Here is a 22,734-nt window from a genome sequence, read left to right as displayed (position 1 = left end):
TGTCTCGTGGGGCATGGTGGGGATCGCCGGGCGCCCCTATCGTCACTGCCGATCTCCAACTGAGCACGGCTGACGAGAGGTTGAGGCCCACGATGAGTGTGTTTTCCAGGGGAAGTGCGGTGTTCGGGAGTGGACCGGGCAGGTCCGGCGGGGGCGCGGGCGGCGGGGGCGCGGGTGTGGTGGCTGTTGTGGTCGGGGGACTGATCGCGCCGCTCCTCGTCGCCACTCCCGTCGCGGGCGCTACGGGCGTACACGCGGGTGAGGTGGGCAGTCCCTCCGCGTACGTCGATCCGCTGATCGGGTCGTCGAACGGCGGCAATACGTACCCCGGGGCCAATCTGCCCTTCGGGATGATCGCCTGGTCCCCGACCAGCACCGCCGGGGACCAGACCAACACCGCCGCCGCCAACGGCTATTCGTACAACACGACCCGCGTCCGGGGCTTCAGCCTCACGCATGTCAACGGCGCCGGCTGCCATCCGGGCGCGGCGGGGGACGTACCGATCATGCCGTTCGTGGGGGAGGTGGACTCCTCGCCGACGGCCGACACCAAGGACCAGAAGTACGCGTCGGGCTTCTCGCACGCCAACGAGAAGGCGGAGCCCGGGCGTTACCGCGTGAAGCTGGACTCCGGGGCCAGCACCGACCTCGCCGTCAGCGAGCGGGCCGGTGTCGCGGACTTCACCTTCCCGGCCGACCAGCCGGCCAATCTGCTCTTCCGCGTCTCCAACTCCCTCAACGGCAGCAAGGACGCGCACATCGACATCGACGCCAAGAACCGCAAGGTGACGGGCTGGGTGGAGACCGGCGCGTTCTGCGGGAGGCGCGCCAACGGCGGCTCGAACAACCGCAAGAGCTACTACCGCCTCCACTTCACCGCGTCGTTCGACCGCGCCTTCTCCGCTGTCGGCACCTGGCGCGACGGCACGCTCTCGCCGGGCGCCACGACGGCCGGCGGCGGCGAGGGGTACCTCACGGGCGCGGACCGGGCGGGGCGCGGCTCCGGTGGTTACGTCAGCTTCGACACGCGTGACGACAACGATGTCAGGATGCGGCTCGGCATCTCGTACGTCTCCCTCGCCGGTGCCGAGGCCAATCTGCGCGGCGAGATAGCCCCCCGCGCGAGCGCGGCCGATGTCGCGGCGGCCGGGCGGGCCGTCTGGGACAGGAAGCTGCGCGGGGTGCGGATCAGCGGCGGCAGCGAGGCGCAGCGCACCACCTTCTACACCGCGCTCTACCACGCGCTCCAGCAGCCCAACCTGATCAGCGACCGTGACGGCCGCTACCCGGGAATGGGCGGCGATCCCGACGACAAGGCCGACGCCATGGGCGAGACGCGGCGCGTCGTACGCGGGCAGGGCGCGCAGTACAGCAACTTCTCCGGCTGGGACCAGTACCGCGCCCAGGTGCAGCTGCTCGCCCTCCTCGAACCGCGTGTGGCGGGCGACTTCGCGCAGTCGCTGTTCAACTTCGCGCGCCAGAACGGCGGCGTCTGGGACCGCTGGGTGCACATCAGCGGCGCGACGCATGTGATGACCGGCGACCCCACGGCCGCGACCCTGGCCACCTTCTACGCCATGGGCGTCCGTAACTTCGACGTCGAAGGCGCCTACGCCTCGCTCTACCGCCAGGCCACCGTCCCGCACCCGGACGGCCTGTCCGACGCCGGCTGCCCCGGCCAGTGCGAGGGCCAGCGCCCCAACCTCGCCCAGTACCTCGACTCCCACTACGCCGCCCACGACGTGTGCCACTGCTGGGGCGGCGCCGCCGAGACGCTGGAGGACGCCGTGGCGGACTCGGCGCTCGCGCACTGGGCGAAGCTCCTCGGCCGTGAGGACGAGGCCAAGGAGCTTGCGGAGCGCGGCGGTTACTGGAGCAATGTCTTCAACCCGGCCGCCGGCAACGGCGTTGGTTACGCCCAGGCCCGGAACCTCGACGGCTCCTGGGTCACCCCCTTCGACCCCGCCTCCGAACGCGGCTTCGCCCAGGGCACATCGGCCACGTACACCTGGATGGTGCCGCAGGACGTCCAGGGCCTGGCCGGCGCCATGGGCGGGCGCGAGATCGCGGCGGCGCGGCTGGACGGCTTCTTCCACAAGCCCGACGGCTCCTGGTCGCTGCGCGGCGGCGACCCGCTCCGTTACGACGCCACCAACGAGCCGGGCATCCACGCGCCCTGGCTCTACAACGCGCTCGGGCAGCCCTGGAAGACCCAGGAGACGGTGCGCGAACTGGTCAACACGGTGTACGGCACAGGTCCCGCCGGCCTCCCCGGCAATGACGACCTCGGCACCATGTCCGCCTGGTACGTCTTCGCCGCGCTCGGCATCTATCCCCAGACCCCCGGCCGCGCCGACCTGCTCCTGACGAGCCCGCTCTTCCCGCGCGCGGTGATCGCTCCGGCGGGCCGCCGAGGCGCGATCACGGTGAGCGCGCCGGCCGCGTCGACTGCCAACCCCTACATCGACTCCGTACGGCTCAACGGCCGTACGCACGACGCGTCGTGGGTCGACGGCTCGCTCGTACGGAAGGGCGGATCACTCACCTTCGGCCTGACCGACCACCCGAACACCACGTGGGCGACGGCTTCGGAGCGCCTGCCGCGCTGAGTGGCTCACCTGCCGGGGTATCAGGATGTGCTTCGCCCCGGCGAGGTTGACGGCTCGGGCTCGGGCTCCGTCGAGGGCGCGGGCTCGGGCAGTGGTTCGGTGTTGCGGCTGCTGAGGCCGTCGAGGGAGATACGCAGGAGGCGGCGCCACTGGCCCGGCCGGCTGTCGGCGGTGGTCAGCACGGCCTGGCTCAGGGAGCCGCTGAGCAGGACCAGGTCGTCGGTGGTGACGTCGGGGCGCAGGAGGCCGGCGTCCATGCAGCGGGTGCGCAGTTCGTCGATGAAGGCGTAGCAGCGCTGGGCGCAGGAGGCGGTGGGGCCGCCTCGGGTGGTGTAGCTCTCGACGACGGCGCGGTTGCCGGCCTGTGTGGTGAGCATCTGCTCGAAGAACCCGCTCAGCGCCTGCCAGGGGTCCTCGGTGGCGGTGGCCTGCTGGTGGGCGTCGGCGAGCCAGGAGCCGAACTGTTTCTCCAGGACGGTGAGGAGCAGGTCGTCCTTGGTCGGGAAGTGGCGGTACAGCGTGCCCATGCCGACGCCGCTGCGGCGGGCGATCTCCCGGACGTCGACGGTGCCGCCGTGCTCGGCGAAGACGGCGCCGGCCGCCTCCATGATCGCGGCGCGGTTGCGTTCGGCGTCGGCGCGGCGGCCGCGCTTGGCGGGCTGCCCGGGGGCGCCGTCGGGGACGGGGGTTGGCTGGTCGGCGAGGGTCACGCGTTCAGGGTACAGGGGAACTCCGGCATTGCGGAGCGTCTGCTCCGGTTGTGTTACCTTCAAGGGGAGCGATTGCTCCGTTTGTGGTGCGAGGGGTTGAGCCCTGCTCCCCTGCGGAGCCACCTACGGACTGCGGACGGACTGCGGACGGACTGCGGACGGACCGCACGGTCCGCGAAATGAGGAGACCTTTCATGGCAACACTTGGCTTCATCGGCAGCGGCAGCATCGGCACGAGCATCGCCCGGCTCGCGGTCGCGGCGGGGATCGACGTCGTCCTGTCCAACTCACGCGGTCCCGAGACCCTGGCCGAGACCGTGGCGGAGCTGGGCGAGCGGGCCCGCGCCGCGACCCCGGAAGAGGCGGCACGGGCGGGCGACTGGGTGGTGGTGAGCATCCCGCTCGCCCCCTTCCGGGAGCTTCCCGTCACCGCGCTGGCCGGCAAGGTCGTGCTCGACACGATCAACTACTACCCGATGCGCGACGGACACATCGAGGCCCTCGACTCCGGCAAGACCACCACCAGCGAACTCGTCCAGGAACACCTGGCCGGCGCGAAGCTCGTCAAGGCGTTCAACAACATCAGCGACCACCACATCCCCGCCCTCGCCCGCCCCGCAGGCGCCGCCGACCGATCCGCCCTGCCCATCTCCGGCGACGACCCCGACGCCAAGGCGAGCGCGTCCGACCTGATCGGCCGGCTCGGCTTCGACACCGTCGACGCCGGCCCCCTGGCCGAAAGCTGGCGCTTCGAGCCGGAGACCGACCCCTACGCGCTGCCGTACTCCGCCGACCCCGACGCCATGAGGGCCTTCTGGGCACAGCTGAGCGAAGCCCTCCGCGCCGGCACCGCGCCGCAGACACCGCCGCCGGTCGATCAGGGCGTCCCGCTGCCCGCAGCCCAGCTGCGCACGCTCCTCGCCGACACCCCCCGCAAGCTCACCGCCGATCGCGTGGTGGCCTGACCCCGAGTCCGCCCCCGGTTGGCGCGACATGACGTACGCCTCGTATACGTACAGGCGCCGCGCTAGCGTCTGCGCCATCCGGAGCGAGTCCTGACCTGGTACTGCCAGCCCCTGCTGCCCGGCGTCGACGTGCCGGCTGCGTGATGTTCACGGCGGAACCGGGCAACACCCCGAGCGTGGCCGCACTGGCCCGGCTCGGCGGCGGGCTCGGTGGCCGGGCCCTGTCACTCCGACAGAGCGAAGACACTTCGCTCTGTCACGTCGTCGAGAAGGCGTGCGGCAGCTGAAAAATCATGGTCGTCGTGAAGTACAACCAACCCGTGGTGCGCCGCCGTCGCGCAGATGAGCCAGTCGACCGCCGACAGGCTCTGGTGCTGGCCTCGTTGTGCGAGTCGGTATTGCGCTGTCTCGATCCACTGCCATGCCCGCTTGGGGACAGGTACGTCAGGGTGGATGTCGGTGAACATCGCCGTCATCTGGTCGTATTCATCGAGGCTTCGAGCCGATTGCCGGAACTCTGTGCGCTGTGGAGCGCACGAACCGATGGCGCCTTCATCGAGTTCGTGACCCCACGCGTCATTCAGCTTCAGGTTGCGTCGTAGACGCCAGACCGCAGTGGAGTCGGCGAGATAGCTGATCATGGTCAGGCTGCCCCCGACTGAGAACGCGGGCTGTCCAGTGCGCCCTTCTCTGCCGCATGGCGCCGCCAGAAGCTGTCCTCGTCCCAGTGCTGGGCATTTTCTACGTGACGAAGCCGCTTCTCCGTACGCTGACGGCGTTCCGCGTACTCACGGAGAGCGATGTTGACCATTTCCTTTTTGGTCTTGGCGCCAGAGAGTCGCATGGCTTCCTTGAGGGCTTCATCGTCGATATCGATCTGTGTGGCGGACATCGCCTGCCTCCGTAATGTTGGCTACATACAAAGGTAGTGGATGCTTTGTATGTTCCGCGTGTCGCGATGTGACGTCGCTCAGGCTGCTTGCTGGTGGGCCACGACCGCTGCCGGTGCCGCTGCCGTGCAGCCTTGGCAGGTGCCCGGTTCCGGGGCGCGGTAGGCGCGGTCGCAGTGGTCGCAGTTCTGGAGCGGGTGCGGGCGAGGAGCGGTTACGGCGCCCACGGGCGCGGCCTGGAGCGCGAGTGCGGGCGGCAGCGGGGGTGGCAGCAGCGCGGTCAGGCGGTGGGCCAGGAGGGCCGCCGGGTGGCGCAGGTTGAGCGGCAGGGCTGCGGTCAGCGCGTGATGTACGGCGTACGGCGTGGCGCCCCGCTCCAGCCAGGCTTCGACGCCCGGCGCCAGCCGCCGTACGTCCCGTTCCGGGAGGAGGAGGCGGGGGTCGTCGCGGCGCAGTCCGGCGAGGAGGTCGGCCGCGGCGCGACGGCGGTCCGGGTCGTGGGCTTCCGCGTCGGGGAGCGGGGGCGGGGGCGCGGGCGATGCTTCGGGGGGTGCCTCGGCCGCCGGTACGGGCTCGGGGCGTACCTCTACGGTCTCCGGAGGTGCTTCCCGTACCGCTTCCGGCGCCTCTTCCCGTACCGCTTCCGGTGCCGCCTCCGGCTGCACTTGAAGCGGCGGCGGCTCCGTCGGCAGGGCCGCTTCGAGGGCCAGCCGGGCGCGGGCCGCCTCGGGGTTGTTGTACGAGATCGTCAGGCTGACGATCCGGCCGTCGTCGGTCCGTTCGCGGCGCCGCTCGATGTACCCGTGGGCTTCCAGCTCCCGTAAAGCGGCGGCGATCCGTTCCCGCCCCTCCGGATGCCGAGCCGACAGCGTCCGGATGTCCACCGGCGCGCCCACCGGCAACGACTGGATATGTGTGCCGAGGCCGATCGCGGTGAACGACAACTCGACGTGCTGGGCGAGGTGGTTGCCCACGATCGTGTAGCCGGGGTCCTGGGGCAGGTGGACCTTCGCCACGCCGCCGCGGCCGGATCCGCGAACTACCTGAAGGGCCCGCGAGGGCGCACTAAACTGCTGCTCATCCATCGGGAAGCCTTTTCTTCCTTGCTGGTCAGGTCCTCGGATCGGGATGCCAGTCCCGGCCGGGGGCCGTCTCATGTGTGGTGTTGTTGAGGCTGAGCCTGCCTCTCCGAACGCACCAAAAGCCAGCCGTCCAGGGCGAGATCACCCGTGTGGGTGACCTGCCCGGGGTTTGGTTGGGTTGGGTTGGTTATTTACCTAGGTTCTTTGGTTTTTGACGTCCCGCAGCCGCGACGCCCGTTCCGCCAGGGCCTGTGTTTCCGGGCTTCGGTGGCCCCGGCCGTGGAGGCGGGGGCGTTGGTGTGTGGGTACGGTCACGTGGACTGGGTCGCGGTGGCAGTAGCAGGTGTACGAGTAGCCCTGTTCGGCTTCGAGGGGTGGCGGCGGTAAGGCCCGCGCCGGGCTCTGCGTGTGTGCGTACAGCACGCCGGCGGCCAGGACGACGAGGCTGAGCGATATCGACGTAACGCCCCACAGGACGCGCATGGTTACGGTGTCCACGGCGCACGCTCCTCGGCCCCGGTCCCGGCCTCGGTGAAGCTCAGCTCGGCCCAGACCGTCTTGCACGGCGGCGGCCCGGACGTCACGCCCCACCGGTCGGCCAACGCCGCGACCAGCGCGAGCCCGCGCCCCGTCTCCTCGTACGTCCCTACCGGCCGCCGCCCGGTCGCCGGGAGCCTGGTGCCCTGCGAGTCGGACACCTCGATCCGCAGCATCCCCGGCCCGGGCCGCAGCAGGCGCAAGCGGAAGTCCCGTCCGGGCGTACGGCCGTGCTGCACGGCGTTCGTCGCCAACTCCGCCACCACGTGCGCCGCCGCCTCGAAGGGCAGTCCCCACGACCGCAGTTGCTCCACAGCCAGCAGCCGCGCCAGCCGGGCGCCTCTGCGGGTGGAGGAGAACTGGACGCGGAACTCCTCGGAGTACGGCGCGGATTGGGTGAGCGGCAGGTGGCCGCTGTCGACGCTCTCGACGGTTTCTTGGTTCACATCACACAGAGTGGCCGGATATGTCTAGCCTGAACAGTGAGCATCCCCTTACGGACGGTGATGTGTACAGTCGGGGCGCCTTTCTGTCAGGGCGCTGTCCGGGTCGCGGGCCGTGACCTTGAGTGGGGGTACGGGGATTGAGCCATGACGACACGAATCCGGAGGTGTACGAAGTGGGTGCAGACGGCAAGGCCAAGGACTTCACGACGGACGGCGCGGACGAGCCCGACTGGGATGCCGCCGACCTGGACGACGACTCGCGAGCCGTCATGGTGGCGGTGGGCCGGCAGATCAAGCTCTGGCGGGCGGCGATGGGGCTGAGTCAGGCGGAGTTCGGGGTGGAGATCGGGTACGGCGAGAACCTGATCTACAAGGTGGAGGCGGGTAAGCGCATCCCCAGACCGGAGTTCCTCGACAAGGCGGACAAGGTGCTGAGGGCGGGCGGCAGGATCGCCGCGATGAAGGTGGATGTGGCGCAGGCGAGGTATCCGAAGAAGATCCGGGACCTGGCGAGGCTGGAGGCGGAGGCGGTAGAGCTGGGAGCGTACGGCAACCACAATCTTCACGGTCTGTTGCAGACGGAAGAGTACGCGCGGGCGCTCTTCGACGTCCGGCGCCCGGCCTTCGCCCCGAACGACCGCGAGCGGTACGTGGCCGCCCGTATCGCACGGCAGGAGATCTTCGACCGTACGCCGGTGACCACGCTCACCTTTGTCCAGGAAGAGGCCACGCTGAGGCGGCCGATCGGGGGCAGAATGGTATTGCGCCGACAACTCGAACACCTTCTGGAGAGAGGGAAGTTGCTGCATGTGGAGATCCAGGTGATGCCGACGGATCAAGAGGACCACGCAGGCATGGGCGGCGAGCTCCAAGTGCTGAAACTCAAGGACGGTTCCGCGGCGGGATATGTGTCGGGGCAGCTCACCACCCGGGTGCTCTCCGACCCGAAAGACATTCAGATCCTTGAGATGCGATATGGGATCATCCGATCGCAGGCTCTCAGCCCACGGGAGTCGCTGGCCTTTATCGAGAAAGTGCTGGGAGAGACATGACGCGCGAGTCTGAGCTGAACTGGTTCAAGAGCAGCTACAGCGGCAGTAACGACAACGACTGCGTCGAGGTGGCAGCCGCCGCAGGCAGCCCCACCACCGTCCACGTCCGCGACTCCAAGAACCCCCACCGCCCCCACCTCGGCTTCGCCGCCCCCGCCTGGGCCGCCTTCGTCCCGTACGCCTCCGAGCGCTGACCTCCCGGAGGCGTACGACCCGTACACCACGAGGAGGAGATCGGGAACCTGCTTCTACCCCGCGCAGTCGATCCGCCTGCGCGGGGCGGCAGTTGAGAATGGGGCCATGGCGATTTGCAAGAAGTGCGATACGAAGAAGCGCAGTTGGCCCCGCTCCTGCCCGCGCTGCCGCGCCGGAAAGCGCACGGAGAAGGTGGCCTCGGAGGTCGGCGACCTGGTCGTGCCGGGCGGAGGGATCGAGTGGGTCGGGCGAGGAATAGCGGCCGTGGTCCGGCTCGTGGTGCGCGCCGTCAACTGAGTCGGTTCGTTCCCGCTGACGAGCTGCCCAGCCGCAGCCGTGAGTAGCCCGGGAGAGCGGCACTCGTGTCCGTGCGCCTGTCCTGTTGGACGGTGCGTTGATGGGTGCTGTTAGGTGAGAGGCAGTCCCGCTGCGCCCGGCGGGCCTGGCCGAGCGAGCGAGGTGCCCAGTGCAGACGATCCCCCGCCTGGAGGAAGTGCGCCTCACCTCCTTCAAGAGCTTCACCGACCAGCGGCTGTCCCTTCAGAACCTCACCCTTCTCATCGGCCGGAACGGCAGCGGCAAGTCCAACGCGCTGGACGCCCTGACGGTCCTGTCCCGGCTCGCTCTCGGGGAGCCCGTACGGGATGCGCTGGATGGCCCCCGGCACGGTGGCGAGGAACCGATCCGGGGTGGCGCCGAGGGGTGCGCTCCGCTGGGGCGTGATTTCTTCGCCCTCGGCTGCCGCGTGCGGGTGGGGGAGGCGGTGTTGGACTACGACGTGGAGATCGAGGTGCGGCCCGCTGTACGCGTCCGTCGTGAACGGCTGGTCGCGGTGGAGGGTGTGCGGTACGGCAAGAGGATTCTGCCTTCCGGCCGGGTCCTGCTGGAGGCGGAGCCTTACAACGAGGACTCCAGCACGATCGAAGTGCGCTTTTTCAATGGCCGCAAGGACCCTGGAGACATCGGCAGGTTCCACGGCCTTTCCTACCTTGCGTGTGCTGTGGCGCCTTCCTTCGTCTCGGACAGAACCAGCGCCGGCCGTCTGGTGAATGAAGCTGTCGATCGCGTGCTGGCGGCCCTCCGGCAGGTCTTCCTGCTGGACCCGGTCCCGCACCTCATGCGTCAGTACGTGCCGGAGCGGGACACCGAACTGCGCCGCAGCGCCGACAACCTGAGCGCGGTGGTGGGTGAACTGCGGAGCCGCGATCCGCAGTCGTTCGGTCGGCTCAAGGAGCTGATCAGCGGGATGCCGGAGAATCCGGTCGTGGATATCGACACGGTCGTCACCTCGCTCGGAGACGTACAGCTCGTGCTCCACGAGTCGGGGTTCCACGGTGCCGTGCATGAGGTTCCGGCTCGGTTGCTCAGCGACGGGATGCTCCGGTTCCTCGCCTTCGGCACGGCGCTGCTCGACGCGCCCGACCGCGATGGCGCGGCGGACAGGGCCCGCCCCGCGCGGCTTCTCGTCATCGAGGAGATCGAGAACGGGCTCTACCCCACCCAGGCCGCTCGCGTGCTGCGTCTGATGAGGGAAGAGGCGCAGCAGCGCCGTATCGAGGTCCTCTTCACCACGCACAGCCCGGCCCTGCTGAATGCGCTTACCGCGGAGGATCACTCGGGGGTTGTCGTCTGCACCCGCGATCCGGAGTCGGGGGAGAGCAGGCTGACGCCCCTCACGGAGCTGCCCGGTTATGTGGATCTCCTGGCGGCCGGGGATCTGGGGGACGCTGTTGCCAAGGGGCGGCTACCGGATGCCGTACGTCCCAGGGACGCGGGCACGGTCGTCAGCGTCGAGGACTTCTTGAGGAGTCTGTGAGTCTGTGAGCAAGCAGCGCCGGCCGGCTTCCGGTTTAGGGCTTCCGGTCGTCGATTTCCTCGACACGTCCGTCTTCGTCGAGATTCTCGACGTTCCCTACATGAACGACCACAGAGCCGACGTGCTCGCCGAGATGGACCGCAGGCTCGCTGCCCGCGTTCAGTTCATCCTCCCCACCGCGACGGTGGTGGAGACCGGGAATCATGTCTTCCAGATCAAGGAAGGGGTGGCCCGGCGCCGGTGCGCCGCCACGTTCATGAAGATGTTGCGCAAGACCGCGCTTGGCGAAGCCCCGTGGGTGCTGCACGAGCGCACCTGGGACGGTTCGCTCCTCATGTCTCTGTGCGACGGCGGTGCCACGGGCATGGACCTTGTCGACCATGCCGCGCGGCAGCAGCTCGGTACGGGCGATCTGAGCATTGTGGTGGAGCGTGACCTCTACTCCACGCGTGTACAGGCCCAGGTCCGTATCTGGACGCTGGAGGCGACGATGAACACGTGGGCCGATCTCGGCTGAGCCGGAGGGCCGGCTGAGCCGGAGGGAATCGGCGTCATGTGGCTTACCTCAAGGCCGGGAGGTTGGCGGATGCGTACTCGTCCGCGATGGTGAAGACGCTCATACAGCGGGGGCACTCCGCCTTGCCGAACAGGTGGAGGATTCCGTCAGCCAGGACATCCTCCCCGTCCCGGACGGCGATCCTGTGCATCCAGCGGCCGGTGCCGGACAACTCCTCGGCGCAGGCGGGTCGCAGGGTGCGCCGGCCCACGTCGCCCAGGTGCCAGTCCCGGATCGCGGAGTAGTGCCCGTGGCAGCCGACGGCGACGGTCACTTCCACGGCACAGTGGGGACAGCCCACGTGGAAGAAGTCGTCTGTGAAGTCTCCCAGCACCGACGCCCAGTGGTACTGCTTCTCAACCGCGAGCAGTGCGCGGAAGGCCGCCAGGTAGTCGGCCGGCCGTGATCGCAGGTGGCTGTCCAGCAGCTCGCGGAACCCCATGACGGCATCGGCGCGTTCCGCCAGCAGCTCGTCGCAGCCATGCTGCCCTGCCGCACGCTCCATGATCTCTCCGGCCAGACGGCGCGCGTTCGTGTTGTTGTGGGCGAGACGCACCAGGGTGGGCAGGGCGGCGAAACTGGCAGGCGATACGAGGTCGTGCTCAAGGACCAGTCTGTACCCCAGCTCCTGCCACGCCTCAGCGTCGCTTCCGCGCTGCGCCTGCTCCACCTGATCTGCTTGTTCCGTTCGCTCCACTTGCTCCAAGAGCTTGGGGACGCGATCGGTGTCGAAGCAGCAGTCGTGCGTTTGTGCCCAATCCACATCCACCATTCGGGTATTCAACCGGCCTCTCTCCAGTGCCTCCACCGGCGGGACGGTGTCAGCCGTCGCCGCCGTGGGGGAGTCGTCACGGAGAAGCGGTCACCGGTGGGGGCAGGCGCAGTGGGCGTCAGCCGCACGCGTCAGCCGCACGCGCTTACGTTGATGGTGCGGGTGGAGGAGGTGTCGCCCCAGGGGCCGGCGGGGCTCCAGCTGTCGCCCCATTTGCGGTGGGTGGAGGACTGTTCGTACGTCCAGTCGCCGACGGCGCAGGGGACCTCGGGGGTGCCGTAGATGTCCCAGTAGTAGCCGGTGCCGTCGGGCATGGTGCCGTTGTAGACCGTGCCGCTCGGGTTGGTGAGGCGGAAGCGCAGGTCCTTGGCGTCGCACTGGGTGCTGTTCCAGCCCCAGGTGCCGTTGTACTTGCACTCGGAGGTGAGTGACGGGGTGAGCTGGCCGAGGGTGTCGCCCAGGCAGAGCAGGGTGCGTACCTCGGTGGCGGGGTCCGGGTAGCTCCAGCTCGAATCGCCGCAGTACCAGGTGGGGGCTGCCGCGTGGGCGGGGGAGGGGAGGGCGAGCAGGGCGGTGGCGGCCAGGGCGCCTGCCGCCGCTGCGGCCGTGGTGGTCGTCCATGCTCGGGTGGCGCGGTGGTTCGCGGGCATGTGGCGGGGCTCCTTCTCGCGGGCGGTGCCGGTGCCCGGGCGGGGGCACCGTGCGGTGCCTCTCTGCCCCTTCGCGGCGCGGATCGGTCCGTACGAGGCCGTAAAGCACCCGTATGGGCCGATGCGGTTGGCCCGCGGCTATGTCGGGCCCGTCGGGGTGTCCGTCAGGCGGGCGCGGAGGCGGGCCGCGTCCTGGCCGGGTGGGAGGCCGTAGGCGCTGCGGTACTCGCGGTTGAACTGCGTCGCGCTCACATAGCCGACCGCCTGCGCGACCTGCGCCGCCGTGGCGTCGCCCGCGAGCAGGCGGCGGCGGGCGGCCTGGAGGCGCAGGTGTTTCTGGTACCTGAGCGGGCTCATGCCGGTCGTCGCCTTGAAGTGGCGGTGCAGGCTCGCCGGGCTCATGTGCGCCACGGCGGCGATCGCGTCGATGCTGAGCGGCTCGGTGTAGCGCTCGCAGATCCAACGGGCCACCTGGCGCACCCGGTTGGTGGCCGAGTCGCCCGGCGACCACTGGCGCAGGCTGGGGCCGAGCGCGCTGCGCAGCAGCCGGTAGAGGATCTCGCTCTCGATACGGGGGGCTAGGGCGGGGATGTCCTCGGGGGTGTCGAGGAGTTCGACCCAGCGCGTGACCGCGTCGAGGAGTTCCGGTGTCATCGGCGCGGCGGTCAGTCCGGCCACGGCCGATGCGGTGGCCGGGCCCGTACCGTCCGGGCGGATGTCCAGTTCGATGAGCAGATCGGTGACGGTCTGGCCGTCCAGCCGCATCACGGCGGCGCGGTAGGGCACCTTCGCCAGCTCCACGGCGACGGGCAGGTCGATGGTGTTCAGGAGCATCTCGCCGGTGCCGGCGGCCGAGCGGAGATCTCCCGAGGTGGTGCGCTTCGCGCCGTCGGAGATGAAGCAGATCATCGGCTCGTACAGCTGGTCATCGGGCTCGATGGGCTCCTCGACCGAGATGACGGTGAGCCGGGGGATGGCGGTGTCCGTGCTCAGGCCCAGGCGGTGCCGGTCGACGGCGGCGCCGAGCCGGTCCAGCTGGTCGCGCTGGGCTCGATGGGCTCGCTGGTCCTGAGGGGCTCGCTGGTCCAGCGGGGCGCGTGCGGGCTCCTGCGTCATCGCGTCGGCGCTCCTTTACTGATCCTTCGCTGAGAGGATCAGGCAACTGTACGCGACCGATGCCCCATGCCCCCCCGGACACCGCGTCCCTAGCGTTGAAGGCATGACACAGCACACGACGAACCTCCCCCGCCGGACCCTGGGCGGGCAGGGCCTCCAGGCCGGTGCGATCGGCCTGGGCACCATGGGCATGACCATGGCCTACGGAGCCCCTGACGAGCAGGGCGGCGTCGACACGATCCGCCGCGCCTACGAACTCGGCGTGACCCTCTTCGACACCGCGGAGCTGTACGGCCTGGGCACCGGCAGCAACGAGCAGCTTCTCGGCCGCGCGGTGAAGGACTTCCGTGACGAGATCCTGCTCGCCACCAAGTTCGGCTTCGACCTCAGCGACCCGGCCAGGATCGGCGCCGCGTTCGACAGCCGGCCCGAGCACATCCGCGAGGTCACCGAGAGCAGCCTCCGCCACCTCGGCACCGACTGTATCGACGTGCTCTACCAGCACCGTGTGGACCCGGATGTCCCCATCGAGGACGTGGCCGGGACGGTCGGTGAGCTGATCGCCGAAGGCAAGGTCCGCTACTTCGGGCTGAGCGAGGCCGGCGCCGACACGATCCGGCGGGCCCACGCGGTCCACCCGGTCTCGGTGCTCCAGACCGAGTACTCGGTGTTCGAGCGGGAGGTGGAGGCCGAGGTCCTGCCGGTGCTCCGGGAGCTGGGCATCGGCTTCGTGCCGTACTCGCCCCTGGGCCGCGGCTTCCTCACCGACGCGGTCAAGCCGGCCGCCGAGTACCCCGCCGACGACATGCGCCGCGGCGACGACCGCTGGCAGCCCGGCAACTACGAGAAGAACCTCGCCGCCGTCCGCGAGCTGACCGCGCTGGCGGAGAGCAAGGGCATCAAGGTCACCCAGCTGGCCCTGGCCTGGCTGCTCGCCCAGGGCGACGACATCGTCCCCATCCCGGGCACCCGCAGCCCCCGCCGACTGGAGGAGAACGTGGCCGCCGCGCAGACCACCCTCACGCCCCAGGACCTCACCCGCATCACGGAAATCCTGCCGCACGGGGCGGCGGGCTCCCGCTACTCCGAGGCGATGATGCCTACCTGGCGGTAACCGCCGGACACGGTTCACCAGTTGTACGGGCCGGCCCCACGGGCGGCCTCCGGCCCCGGCCGGAGGCCGCCCGTATCGCGTCGGGCCGCGTCAGACCCAGTTCCAGTTGACGTTGATGCGGCCCGCGTTGAGGTCGCCGATGCGGGAGAAGGCCGTGGGGCTGAGGTCGATGTCGTTGGTGGCGCAGCCGGCGCAACGGTCTACGACGGTGACCGTTACGGAGCCCCAGGGGCCGCTGACCGCCATGCGGCGTCCGCAGGCGGGGGAGTTGTTGGGGTTGGGGTACGTGCCGTAGAGGGCGGGGGAGATGGCCACCACCAGCTCGCTGTTGTTGTTGTACCAACCACAGGCGCCCAGGCCGGTGTTGAACCACGTCGCCTGGCCCGCGACCTGGATCCTGGCCGTGGTGTCCGGGGCGGCGCTGGCCGAGGTCACGGAGGCGCCCAGCGTGCCCAGGGCCAGGGCCGTCGAGGCGCCGGCCAGGACGGCCGTGGGGATCCGGGACGCGCGGGACACGCGGGACGCGAGGGATGTACGGGACATCGGTTGACCCCTTCGAACAGGTGGATGTGTTCGGGAGTGGCGCCAGTCATCCGTGCCAACGGGTGGGGGTGTGGGGGTGGTGCGGACTCATGATGCGTGGCGCGGCAGCGCTTTCCCAGAGCGCCTTTCCGCCACCCTGGTGCGTGTCGCGCGCCTGTCGGCCCGGAGCGGAGGACACGGAGTGAAGCCGGTCCGTGACGCTTCGCGTGCGTCGCGTGTGGGGGTGGGTTGGCCGTTCGGGGCGTGGGGTACGCTTTCTGGCCCGATTGGCCAGGGCAAGTGGCCCTATGGCACACTGTTCAGGTTGCTCGGTTGAGTGCCAATGCTGCGCGCCTCCCGCCGGGAGGACCGGAAGCGAGTCCCACAGTACTCGTCGTCCCAACTGCCTTACGGGGCAGCGCTGGGGCGGACGTACGGGAATCTTTCGGGAAGTGTCAGTGGGGTGCCGACCAGGCTCCCGGTGGCGGAGAGTGATCGCTCAGGCGGTCGCGGTTCTGCTCCGGCCGGCGGACTCGGGCCGCTCCTCGCAGGGGAAATCCTCAGGGAAATTTTCATTGGCGAGGATGCGACACGCCCGACCGCGTGGGTCGGAGAAGAGCCCGGAATCACCGGGTCCCAGAGCGTTACGAGAGACAGGACTACGAAGCAGCCATGGCGGGACAGAAGATCCGCATCCGGCTCAAGGCCTACGACCACGAGGTCATCGATTCCTCGGCGAAGAAGATCGTCGAGACGGTGACGCGTACTGGTGCGTCGGTCGCGGGCCCGGTGCCGCTGCCCACTGAGAAGAACGTGTACTGCGTCATCAAGTCGCCGCACAAGTACAAGGACTCGCGCGAGCACTTCGAGATGCGCACGCACAAGCGCCTGATCGACATCCTCGACCCGACGCCCAAGACCGTTGACTCGCTGATGCGCCTGGACCTTCCGGCCGGCGTTGACATCGAGATCAAGCTCTGAGAGGCGCGGAAGAGATGGCAAAGCAGATCAAGGGTGTCCTGGGCGAGAAGCTCGGCATGACCCAGGTCTGGGACGAGAACAACCGTGTCGTCCCGGTGACCGTGGTCAAGGCCGGGCCCTGCGTTGTTACCCAGGTCCGTACGAATGACAGCGACGGCTACGAGTCGGTCCAGATCGCCTTCGGCGAGATCGACCCGCGCAAGGTGAACAAGCCCCTCAAGGGCCACTTCGCCAAGGCCGACGTGACCCCCCGCCGCCACCTGGTGGAGCTGCGGACCTCCGACGCGAGCGAGTACACGCTCGGCCAGGAGATCACCGCCGCCGTGTTCGAGTCCGGCATCAAGGTTGATGTCACGGGCAAGAGCAAGGGCAAGGGCTTCGCCGGTGTCATGAAGCGTCACAACTTCAAGGGCCTCGGCGCCGGTCACGGCACCCAGCGCAAGCACCGCTCGCCTGGCTCCATCGGTGGCTGCGCCACCCCGGGCCGCGTGTTCAAGGGCATGCGGATGGCCGGCCGTATGGGCAACGAGCGGGTCACCACCCAGAACCTGACCGTTCATGCCGTTGACGCGGAGAAGGGCCTCATCCTGATCAAGGGTGCGGTTCCTGGTCCGAACGGCGGCCTCGTCCTGGTCCGTACCGCGGCCAAGGGGGCCTGAGGTAACTGATGAGCACCGTTGACATCCTTTCGCCGGCAGGCGACAAGGCCGGGACCGTCGAACTCCCTTCGGAGATCTTCGACGCCAAGGTCAGCATTCCGCTGATCCACCAGGTCGTTGTCGCCCAGCTGGCCGCTGCCCGCCAGGGCACGCACAAGACCAAGACCCGTGGCGAAGTCCGCGGCGGTGGCAAGAAGCCGTACCGCCAGAAGGGCACCGGCCGCGCCCGTCAGGGCTCGACCCGCGCTCCGCAGTTCGTCGGCGGTGGCGTCGTCCACGGCCCGCAGCCGCGTGACTACTCGCAGCGGACCCCGAAGAAGATGAAGGCCGCCGCCCTGCGCGGTGCCCTCACCGACCGGGCCCGTCACTCCCGTATCCACGTCGTCTCCGGCGTGGTGGACGGAGCGGTCTCCACCAAGGCCGCGAGGACGCTGCTGGGCAAGATCTCCGAGCGCAAGAACGTGCTCCTGATCGCCGAGCGCTCCGACGAGGCCGCGTGGCTCTCCGCCCGCAACCTGCCCCAGGTGCACATCCTGGCGCCGGGCCAGCTGAACACGTACGACGTGATCGTCTCCGACGACGTGGTCTTCACCCAGGCCGCTTTCGAGTCCTTCGTGTCTGGCCCTTCCAAGGCCGATGACTCCGAAGGGACCGAAGCCTGATGGCCGAGATCACCAGCAAGACCTTCGAGGACCCGCGCGACATTCTCGTGAAGCCCGTGGTCTCCGAGAAGAGCTACGCGCTGCTCGACGAGAACAAGTACACGTTCATCGTGGCGCCCCACGCCAACAAGACCCAGATCAAGCAGGCCGTGGAAGCGGTCTTCTCGGTCAAGGTCGCCGGGGTCAACACGATCAACCGTCAGGGCAAGCGCAAGCGCACCCGCACCGGTTTCGGTAAGCGCGCCAACACCAAGCGCGCCATCGTCACCCTTGCCGCGGGCGACCGTATCGACATCTTCGGCGGACCGACCTCCTGACGGAGGTCGAGACGTCCAGGATCCGGAATATTTCCGAGGACTGAGAGACAATGGGTATCCGCAAGTACAAGCCGACGACCCCGGGCCGTCGTGGCTCCAGCGTCGCCGACTTTGTCGAGATCACGCGGTCCACGCCGGAGAAGTCGCTGGTCCGCCCGCTGCACAGCAAGGGCGGCCGTAACAACGCCGGTCGTGTGACCGTTCGTCACCAGGGTGGTGGCCACAAGCGCGCCTACCGGGTGATCGACTTCCGTCGTCACGACAAGGACGGCGTGCCGGCCAAGGTCGCGCACATCGAGTACGACCCCAACCGCACCGCCCGCATCGCGCTGCTGCACTACGCAGACGGCGAGAAGCGCTACATCATCGCCCCGGCCAAGCTGAGCCAGGGCGACCGGGTTGAGAACGGCCCCGGCGCCGACATCAAGCCGGGCAACAACCTGCCGCTGCGCAACATCCCGGTGGGTACGACCATCCACGCCATCGAGATGCGTCCCGGCGGCGGCGCGAAGATCTCCCGCTCCGCGGGCGCTTCGGTGCAGCTGCTGGCGAAGGAGGGCTCCATGGCCACCCTTCGTATGCCCTCCGGTGAAGTCCGGATGGTCGACGTGCGCTGCCGCGCCACCATCGGCGAGGTCGGCAACGCCGAGCAGTCGAACATCAACTGGGGCAAGGCCGGCCGTATGCGCTGGAAGGGCGTTCGCCCGACCGTCCGCGGTGTCGCGATGAACCCGGTCGACCACCCGCACGGTGGTGGTGAGGGCAAGACCTCCGGTGGTCGCCACCCGGTCAGCCCGTGGGGTCAGAAGGAGGGTCGTACTCGCTCGCCGAAGAAGGCAAGCAGCAAGTACATCGTCCGCCGCCGCAAGACGAACAAGAAGCGCTAGGAGCGGGTTTAGATGCCGCGCAGTCTCAAGAAGGGGCCCTTCGTCGACGGACACCTCATCAAGAAGGTGGATGTCCAGAACGAAGCAGGCACCAAGAACGTCATCAAGACCTGGTCCCGTCGCTCGATGATCGTCCCGGCCATGCTCGGCCACACGATCGCGGTGCACAACGGCAAGATCCACGTCCCGGTGTTCGTCACCGAGTCGATGGTCGGCCACAAGCTCGGCGAGTTCTCGCCGACTCGCACCTTCCGCGGCCACGTCAAGGACGACCGGAAGTCGAAGCGCCGCTAACGCGGGGTGACTGACTATGACTTACACCGAAGGGACAACCATGGAAGCCAGGGCCCAGGCGCGGTACATCCGCGTCACGCCCATGAAGGCCCGCCGAGTGGTGGACCTCATCCGTGGCATGGATGCCACGGAGGCTCAGGCGGTCCTGCGCTTCGCCCCGCAGGCCGCGAGCGTGACGGTAGGCAAGGTGCTCGACAGCGCCATTGCCAATGCCGCTCACAACTACGACCACACCGACGCCTCTTCGCTGGTCATCAGCGAGGCGTACGTGGACGAGGGTCCGACCCTGAAGCGGTTCCGGCCGCGCGCCCAGGGCCGGGCCTACCGGATCCGTAAGCGGACCAGCCACATCACCGTGGTCGTCAGCAGCAAGGAAGGAACCCGGTAATGGGCCAGAAGGTTAACCCGCATGGGTTCCGGCTCGGTATCACCACGGACTTCAAGTCCCGCTGGTATGCCGACAAGCTGTACAAGGACTACGTCAAGGAAGACGTTGCCATTCGTCGCATGATGACGAAGGGCATGGAGCGGGCCGGCATCTCGAAGGTCGAGATCGAGCGCACCCGTGACCGAGTCCGCGTGGACATCCACACCGCGCGTCCGGGCATCGTCATCGGCCGCCGCGGCGCCGAGGCCGACCGTATCCGCGGCGAGCTGGAGAAGCTGACCGGCAAGCAGGTCCAGCTCAACATCCTTGAGGTCAAGAACCCCGAGGTGGACGCTCAGCTGGTGGCCCAGGCCGTCGCCGAGCAGCTCTCCTCGCGTGTCTCCTTCCGTCGCGCCATGCGCAAGAGCATGCAGTCGACGATGAAGGCGGGCGCCAAGGGCATCAAGATCCAGTGCGGTGGCCGTCTCGGCGGCGCCGAGATGTCCCGCTCGGAGTTCTACCGCGAGGGCCGCGTGCCCCTGCACACGCTCCGTGCGAACGTCGACTACGGCTTCTTCGAGGCCAAGACGACCTTCGGCCGTATCGGTGTGAAGGTCTGGATCTACAAGGGCGACGTCAAGAACATCGCCGAGGTGCGCGCCGAGAACGCCGCGGCCCGCGCCGGCAACCGTCCGGCCCGTGGTGGCGGCAACGACCGTCCCGCCGGCCGCGGTGGCCGCGGTGGCGAGCGTGGCGGACGCGGTCGCAAGCCGCAGGGCACGGGAGCCGAGGCCCCCAAGGCCGAGGCCACCACCGCTCCGGCCGCTGAGGCGACGTCCTCTTCTACCGGCGGAACGGAGGCCTGACCGAAATGCTGATCCCCCGTAGGGTCAAGCACCGCAAGCAGCACCACCCGAAGCGCAGCGGTATGTCCAAGGGTGGCACGCAGGTTGCGTTCGGCGAATACGGTATCCAGGCGCTGACCCCCGCGTACGTGACGAACCGTCAGATCGAGGCCGCTCGTATCGCGATGACCCGTCACATCAAGCGTGGCGGCAAGGTCTGGATCAACATCTACCCGGACCGTCCGCTCACCAAGAAGCCCGCCGAGACCCGCATGGGTTCCGGTAAGGGTTCCCCCGAGTGGTGGATCGCGAACGTCAAGCCCGGTCGGGTGATGTTCGAGCTGTCCTACCCGAACGAGAAGATTGCGCGTGAGGCGCTTACCCGCGCTGCTCACAAGCTTCCGATGAAGTGCCGGATCGTTCGGCGCGAGGCAGGTGAGTCGTGATGGCGGCCGTTACCAAGGCGTCCGAACTGCGCGAGCTGGGCAACGAGGAGCTTGTCGCCAAGCTTCGCGAGGCCAAGGAAGAGCTGTTCAACCTCCGCTTCCAGGCGGCGACCGGTCAGCTCGAAAACCACGGGCGGCTGAAGCTCGTCCGTAAGGACATCGCGCGGATCTACACCCTGATGCGTGAGCGCGAGCTGGGCATCGAGACGGTGGAGAGCGCCTGATGACTGAGAACAACGTGACCGAGAACAAGGTTTCCCGCGGAGACCGCAAGACCCGTGAGGGTCTCGTCGTCAGCGACAAGATGGACAAGACCGTCGTCGTCGCCGTCGAGGACCGCGTGAAGCACGCCCTGTACGGCAAGGTCATCCGCCGTACGAACAAGCTCAAGGCGCACGACGAGCAGAACGCCGCCGGCATCGGCGACCGCGTCCTCCTGATGGAGACCCGGCCGCAGTCCGCCACGAAGCGGTGGCGCATCGTCGAGATCCTCGAGAAGGCCAAGTAGTAGTTCGGTAATTTCCTCCCCGGGGGTCTCCCCGCGGAGGTAGTTCCGCCAGGCTCCGGGGGCCGCTCAGCGAGCGGCCCCCGGGGAACCGGCAGACGATCAGGAGATAGACGTGATCCAGCAGGAGTCGCGACTGCGCGTCGCCGACAACACGGGTGCGAAGGAAATTCTCACCATCCGTGTTCTCGGTGGCTCGGGTCGCCGCTACGCGGGCATCGGCGACGTCATCGTCGCCACCGTCAAGGACGCGATCCCCGGCGGCAATGTGAAGAAGGGTGACGTCGTCAAGGCGGTCATCGTTCGCACCGTCAAGGAGCGCCGCCGTCCGGACGGCTCGTACATCCGCTTCGACGAGAACGCCGCCGTCATTCTCAAGAACGACGGCGACCCTCGTGGCACCCGCATCTTCGGCCCGGTGGGCCGCGAGCTGCGCGAGAAGAAGTTCATGAAGATCATCTCGCTCGCTCCGGAGGTGCTGTAAGCATGAAGATCAAGAAGGGCGACCTGGTACAGGTCATCACCGGCAAGGACAAGGGCAAGCAGGGCAAGGTCATCGTGGCCTACCCCACGCAGGACCGTGTTCTGGTCGAGGGTGTCAACCGGGTCAAGAAGCACACCAAGGCCGGTCAGACGGCTCGCGGTTCGCAGACCGGCGGCATTGTGACCACCGAGGCCCCCGTTCACGTCAGCAATGTTCAGCTGGTCGTGGAGAAGGACGGCAAGAAGGTCGTCACTCGCGTCGGCTACCGCTTTGACGACGAGGGCAACAAGATCCGCGTTGCCAAGCGGACCGGTGAGGACATCTGATGACTGCGACCACTACCGCGCCGCGTCTGAAGCTGCGCTACCGCGAGGAGATCGCCGGCAAGCTGCGTGAGGAGTTCTCGTACGAGAACGTCATGCAGATCCCCGGTCTCGTCAAGATCGTGGTCAACATGGGTGTGGGCGACGCCGCCCGCGACTCCAAGCTGATCGAGGGCGCCATCAAGGACCTCACCACGATCACCGGCCAGAAGCCGTCCGTCACCAAGGCCCGCAAGTCCATCGCGCAGTTCAAGCTGCGCGAGGGTCAGCCGATCGGCTGCCACGTCACCCTCCGCGGTGACCGCATGTGGGAGTTCCTGGACCGTACGCTGTCGCTCGCGCTGCCGCGTATCCGTGACTTCCGCGGTCTGTCGCCGAAGCAGTTCGACGGCCGTGGCAACTACACCTTCGGTCTCACGGAGCAGGTCATGTTCCACGAGATCGACCAGGACAAGATCGACCGGGTCCGGGGCATGGACATCACCGTGGTGACCACGGCGGTCAACGACGACGAGGGTCGTGCCCTCCTTCGTCACCTCGGCTTCCCGTTCAAGGAGAACTGACCGTGGCGAAGAAGGCTCTGATCGCTAAGGCCGCCCGCAAGCCGAAGTTCGGTGTGCGCGGTTACACCCGCTGCCAGCGCTGCGGCCGGCCCCACTCCGTCTACCGCAAGTTCGGCCTGTGCCGCGTGTGCCTTCGTGAGATGGCCCACCGTGGCGAGCTGCCGGGCGTGACCAAGAGTTCCTGGTAGTTCCTCCGTTCCGGAGAACTGCCCGAACTCTCGGTAAGTAATTTGGGTTGGCAGGAGCCCTCCCTCACATGCCGTAGGCTTGTGGGGTTGGGCGCCTGCCGTCCATGAAGACTTACTACGCCGTAGGTCCCCGCACCGCACCCGTCCCGGCTCTGATCGGGGAGAGGGATGGCGCATACAG

32 protein-coding genes are annotated in these 22,734 nt (G+C 68.4%); 23 read left to right on the top strand and 9 right to left on the bottom strand.

Going from position 1 to position 22,734, the window contains the following annotated elements:
• The first annotated feature begins 176 nt into the window (after positions 1-176).
• Positions 177-2,609, top strand: coding sequence for a GH92 family glycosyl hydrolase (locus DVK44_RS12070; protein WP_408055394.1), 2,433 nt, complete (start codon positions 177-179; stop codon positions 2,607-2,609).
• A 20-nt stretch (positions 2,610-2,629) separates the two neighbouring features.
• Here the strand turns inward: DVK44_RS12070 and DVK44_RS12065 are convergent, their stop codons facing one another.
• Positions 2,630-3,319, bottom strand: a complete 690-nt coding sequence (locus DVK44_RS12065) for a TetR/AcrR family transcriptional regulator (RefSeq protein WP_114659675.1) — start codon at positions 3,317-3,319, stop codon at positions 2,630-2,632.
• A 179-nt stretch (positions 3,320-3,498) separates the two neighbouring features.
• Between DVK44_RS12065 and DVK44_RS12060 the strand changes: the two genes are divergently transcribed.
• A complete protein-coding gene (locus tag DVK44_RS12060) occupies positions 3,499-4,284 on the top strand; it encodes an NADPH-dependent F420 reductase (protein WP_408055315.1) in 786 nt (261 codons plus the stop codon).
• Between the two features lie 224 nt (positions 4,285-4,508).
• Here the strand turns inward: DVK44_RS12060 and DVK44_RS12055 are convergent, their stop codons facing one another.
• The 4 genes from DVK44_RS12055 to DVK44_RS12040 all read right to left on the bottom strand — a co-directional run bounded on the left by DVK44_RS12055 (position 4,509) and on the right by DVK44_RS12040 (position 7,239).
• The gene (locus DVK44_RS12055) at positions 4,509-4,925 is read right to left on the bottom strand and encodes a PIN domain-containing protein (RefSeq protein WP_114659673.1); all 417 of its coding nucleotides are present in this window, start codon (positions 4,923-4,925) and stop codon (positions 4,509-4,511) included.
• Between the two features lie 2 nt (positions 4,926-4,927).
• Positions 4,928-5,176: a type II toxin-antitoxin system VapB family antitoxin gene (locus DVK44_RS12050; protein WP_114659672.1), complete on the bottom strand. Its 249-nt coding sequence runs from the start codon at positions 5,174-5,176 to the stop codon at positions 4,928-4,930.
• Positions 5,177-5,254: 78 nt separating this feature from the next.
• Positions 5,255-6,190, bottom strand: a complete 936-nt coding sequence (locus DVK44_RS12045; RefSeq protein WP_114659671.1) for a helix-turn-helix domain-containing protein — start codon at positions 6,188-6,190, stop codon at positions 5,255-5,257.
• A gap of 551 nt (positions 6,191-6,741) precedes the next feature.
• The gene (locus tag DVK44_RS12040) at positions 6,742-7,239 is read right to left on the bottom strand and encodes an ATP-binding protein (RefSeq protein ID WP_408055314.1); all 498 of its coding nucleotides are present in this window, start codon (positions 7,237-7,239) and stop codon (positions 6,742-6,744) included.
• Between the two features lie 173 nt (positions 7,240-7,412).
• Between DVK44_RS12040 and DVK44_RS12035 the strand changes: the two genes are divergently transcribed.
• The 5 genes from DVK44_RS12035 (at position 7,413) to DVK44_RS12020 (ending at position 10,819) form a co-directional block, all read left to right on the top strand.
• Positions 7,413-8,291, top strand: a complete 879-nt coding sequence (locus tag DVK44_RS12035) for a helix-turn-helix domain-containing protein (protein WP_228447606.1) — start codon at positions 7,413-7,415, stop codon at positions 8,289-8,291.
• Entirely contained in the window at positions 8,288-8,485 is a 198-nt protein-coding gene (locus DVK44_RS12030; protein ID WP_114659670.1) for a DUF397 domain-containing protein, read from the top strand. Before DVK44_RS12035 ends, DVK44_RS12030 begins: the two co-directional genes overlap by 4 nt.
• Positions 8,486-8,591: 106 nt before the next feature.
• The gene (locus DVK44_RS36320; protein ID WP_162793798.1) at positions 8,592-8,783 is read left to right on the top strand and encodes a hypothetical protein; all 192 of its coding nucleotides are present in this window, start codon (positions 8,592-8,594) and stop codon (positions 8,781-8,783) included.
• A 169-nt stretch (positions 8,784-8,952) separates the two neighbouring features.
• Positions 8,953-10,302: an AAA family ATPase gene (locus DVK44_RS12025; protein ID WP_162793796.1), complete on the top strand. Its 1,350-nt coding sequence runs from the start codon at positions 8,953-8,955 to the stop codon at positions 10,300-10,302.
• A gap of 4 nt (positions 10,303-10,306) precedes the next feature.
• Complete coding sequence (locus tag DVK44_RS12020; RefSeq protein WP_114659668.1) at positions 10,307-10,819, top strand: hypothetical protein; 513 nt, start codon at positions 10,307-10,309, stop codon at positions 10,817-10,819.
• A 43-nt stretch (positions 10,820-10,862) separates the two neighbouring features.
• On the opposite strand, the gene DVK44_RS12015 is transcribed toward DVK44_RS12020, so the two are convergent.
• From DVK44_RS12015 to DVK44_RS12005, 3 genes are all read right to left on the bottom strand, one after another.
• Positions 10,863-11,666, bottom strand: coding sequence for a hypothetical protein (locus DVK44_RS12015; protein ID WP_162793794.1), 804 nt, complete (start codon positions 11,664-11,666; stop codon positions 10,863-10,865).
• Between the two features lie 95 nt (positions 11,667-11,761).
• Positions 11,762-12,280: a hypothetical protein gene (locus tag DVK44_RS12010; RefSeq protein WP_228447096.1), complete on the bottom strand. Its 519-nt coding sequence runs from the start codon at positions 12,278-12,280 to the stop codon at positions 11,762-11,764.
• A gap of 138 nt (positions 12,281-12,418) precedes the next feature.
• Entirely contained in the window at positions 12,419-13,396 is a 978-nt protein-coding gene (locus DVK44_RS12005; protein ID WP_114659666.1) for an AraC family transcriptional regulator, read from the bottom strand.
• 103 nt (positions 13,397-13,499) lie between these two features.
• Between DVK44_RS12005 and DVK44_RS12000 the strand changes: the two genes are divergently transcribed.
• The gene (locus DVK44_RS12000) at positions 13,500-14,510 is read left to right on the top strand and encodes an aldo/keto reductase (RefSeq protein WP_114659665.1); all 1,011 of its coding nucleotides are present in this window, start codon (positions 13,500-13,502) and stop codon (positions 14,508-14,510) included.
• Between the two features lie 90 nt (positions 14,511-14,600).
• Here the strand turns inward: DVK44_RS12000 and DVK44_RS11995 are convergent, their stop codons facing one another.
• A complete protein-coding gene (locus tag DVK44_RS11995) occupies positions 14,601-15,053 on the bottom strand; it encodes an RlpA-like double-psi beta-barrel domain-containing protein (protein ID WP_114659664.1) in 453 nt (150 codons plus the stop codon).
• 651 nt (positions 15,054-15,704) lie between these two features.
• Between DVK44_RS11995 and rpsJ the strand changes: the two genes are divergently transcribed.
• The 15 genes from rpsJ (at position 15,705) to DVK44_RS11920 (ending at position 22,553) form a co-directional block, all read left to right on the top strand.
• Positions 15,705-16,013, top strand: coding sequence for a 30S ribosomal protein S10 (gene rpsJ / locus DVK44_RS11990; protein WP_003948644.1), 309 nt, complete (start codon positions 15,705-15,707; stop codon positions 16,011-16,013).
• A gap of 14 nt (positions 16,014-16,027) precedes the next feature.
• Positions 16,028-16,672 (top strand): 50S ribosomal protein L3, encoded by a 645-nt coding sequence (gene rplC / locus DVK44_RS11985; protein WP_114659663.1) that lies wholly within the window; start codon positions 16,028-16,030, stop codon positions 16,670-16,672.
• 8 nt (positions 16,673-16,680) lie between these two features.
• On the top strand, positions 16,681-17,334 hold the full coding sequence (rplD, locus tag DVK44_RS11980) for a 50S ribosomal protein L4 (protein ID WP_114659662.1): 654 nt from the start codon (positions 16,681-16,683) through the stop codon (positions 17,332-17,334).
• Positions 17,334-17,651: a 50S ribosomal protein L23 gene (rplW, locus tag DVK44_RS11975; RefSeq protein ID WP_114659661.1), complete on the top strand. Its 318-nt coding sequence runs from the start codon at positions 17,334-17,336 to the stop codon at positions 17,649-17,651. Before rplD ends, rplW begins: the two co-directional genes overlap by 1 nt.
• A 50-nt stretch (positions 17,652-17,701) precedes the next feature.
• Entirely contained in the window at positions 17,702-18,538 is an 837-nt protein-coding gene (rplB, locus tag DVK44_RS11970) for a 50S ribosomal protein L2 (protein ID WP_114659660.1), read from the top strand.
• A 12-nt stretch (positions 18,539-18,550) separates the two neighbouring features.
• Positions 18,551-18,832, top strand: coding sequence for a 30S ribosomal protein S19 (gene rpsS / locus DVK44_RS11965; protein ID WP_003966956.1), 282 nt, complete (start codon positions 18,551-18,553; stop codon positions 18,830-18,832).
• 40 nt (positions 18,833-18,872) lie between these two features.
• A complete protein-coding gene (gene rplV, locus DVK44_RS11960) occupies positions 18,873-19,220 on the top strand; it encodes a 50S ribosomal protein L22 (RefSeq protein ID WP_114625505.1) in 348 nt (115 codons plus the stop codon).
• Positions 19,220-20,065 carry a 30S ribosomal protein S3 gene (rpsC, locus tag DVK44_RS11955; RefSeq protein ID WP_114659659.1) on the top strand — a complete coding sequence of 282 codons (846 nt, stop codon included), beginning with the start codon at positions 19,220-19,222 and terminating at the stop codon, positions 20,063-20,065. Before rplV ends, rpsC begins: the two co-directional genes overlap by 1 nt.
• A 5-nt stretch (positions 20,066-20,070) precedes the next feature.
• Positions 20,071-20,490, top strand: coding sequence for a 50S ribosomal protein L16 (gene rplP / locus DVK44_RS11950; RefSeq protein ID WP_014047785.1), 420 nt, complete (start codon positions 20,071-20,073; stop codon positions 20,488-20,490).
• Positions 20,490-20,714: a 50S ribosomal protein L29 gene (gene rpmC, locus DVK44_RS11945; RefSeq protein WP_030351440.1), complete on the top strand. Its 225-nt coding sequence runs from the start codon at positions 20,490-20,492 to the stop codon at positions 20,712-20,714. The genes rplP and rpmC overlap by 1 nt, the downstream gene beginning before the upstream one ends.
• On the top strand, positions 20,714-20,998 hold the full coding sequence (gene rpsQ, locus DVK44_RS11940; RefSeq protein ID WP_114659658.1) for a 30S ribosomal protein S17: 285 nt from the start codon (positions 20,714-20,716) through the stop codon (positions 20,996-20,998). The genes rpmC and rpsQ overlap by 1 nt, the downstream gene beginning before the upstream one ends.
• 112 nt (positions 20,999-21,110) lie before the next feature.
• Positions 21,111-21,479, top strand: coding sequence for a 50S ribosomal protein L14 (gene rplN / locus DVK44_RS11935; RefSeq protein WP_003974257.1), 369 nt, complete (start codon positions 21,111-21,113; stop codon positions 21,477-21,479).
• A gap of 2 nt (positions 21,480-21,481) precedes the next feature.
• The gene (gene rplX / locus DVK44_RS11930) at positions 21,482-21,805 is read left to right on the top strand and encodes a 50S ribosomal protein L24 (RefSeq protein WP_114659657.1); all 324 of its coding nucleotides are present in this window, start codon (positions 21,482-21,484) and stop codon (positions 21,803-21,805) included.
• Positions 21,805-22,365: a 50S ribosomal protein L5 gene (gene rplE / locus DVK44_RS11925; protein ID WP_114659656.1), complete on the top strand. Its 561-nt coding sequence runs from the start codon at positions 21,805-21,807 to the stop codon at positions 22,363-22,365. The genes rplX and rplE overlap by 1 nt, the downstream gene beginning before the upstream one ends.
• A 2-nt stretch (positions 22,366-22,367) precedes the next feature.
• The gene (locus DVK44_RS11920) at positions 22,368-22,553 is read left to right on the top strand and encodes a type Z 30S ribosomal protein S14 (RefSeq protein WP_003948630.1); all 186 of its coding nucleotides are present in this window, start codon (positions 22,368-22,370) and stop codon (positions 22,551-22,553) included.
• Positions 22,554-22,734: the final 181 nt, after the last annotated feature.

Origin of the sequence: Streptomyces paludis, from assembly GCF_003344965.1 — a bacterium.
Lineage (GTDB): Bacteria > Actinomycetota > Actinomycetes > Streptomycetales > Streptomycetaceae > Streptomyces > Streptomyces paludis.
The sequence above is the reverse complement of the archived record's forward strand: the minus strand, read 5'-3'. Positions and strand labels throughout refer to the sequence as shown.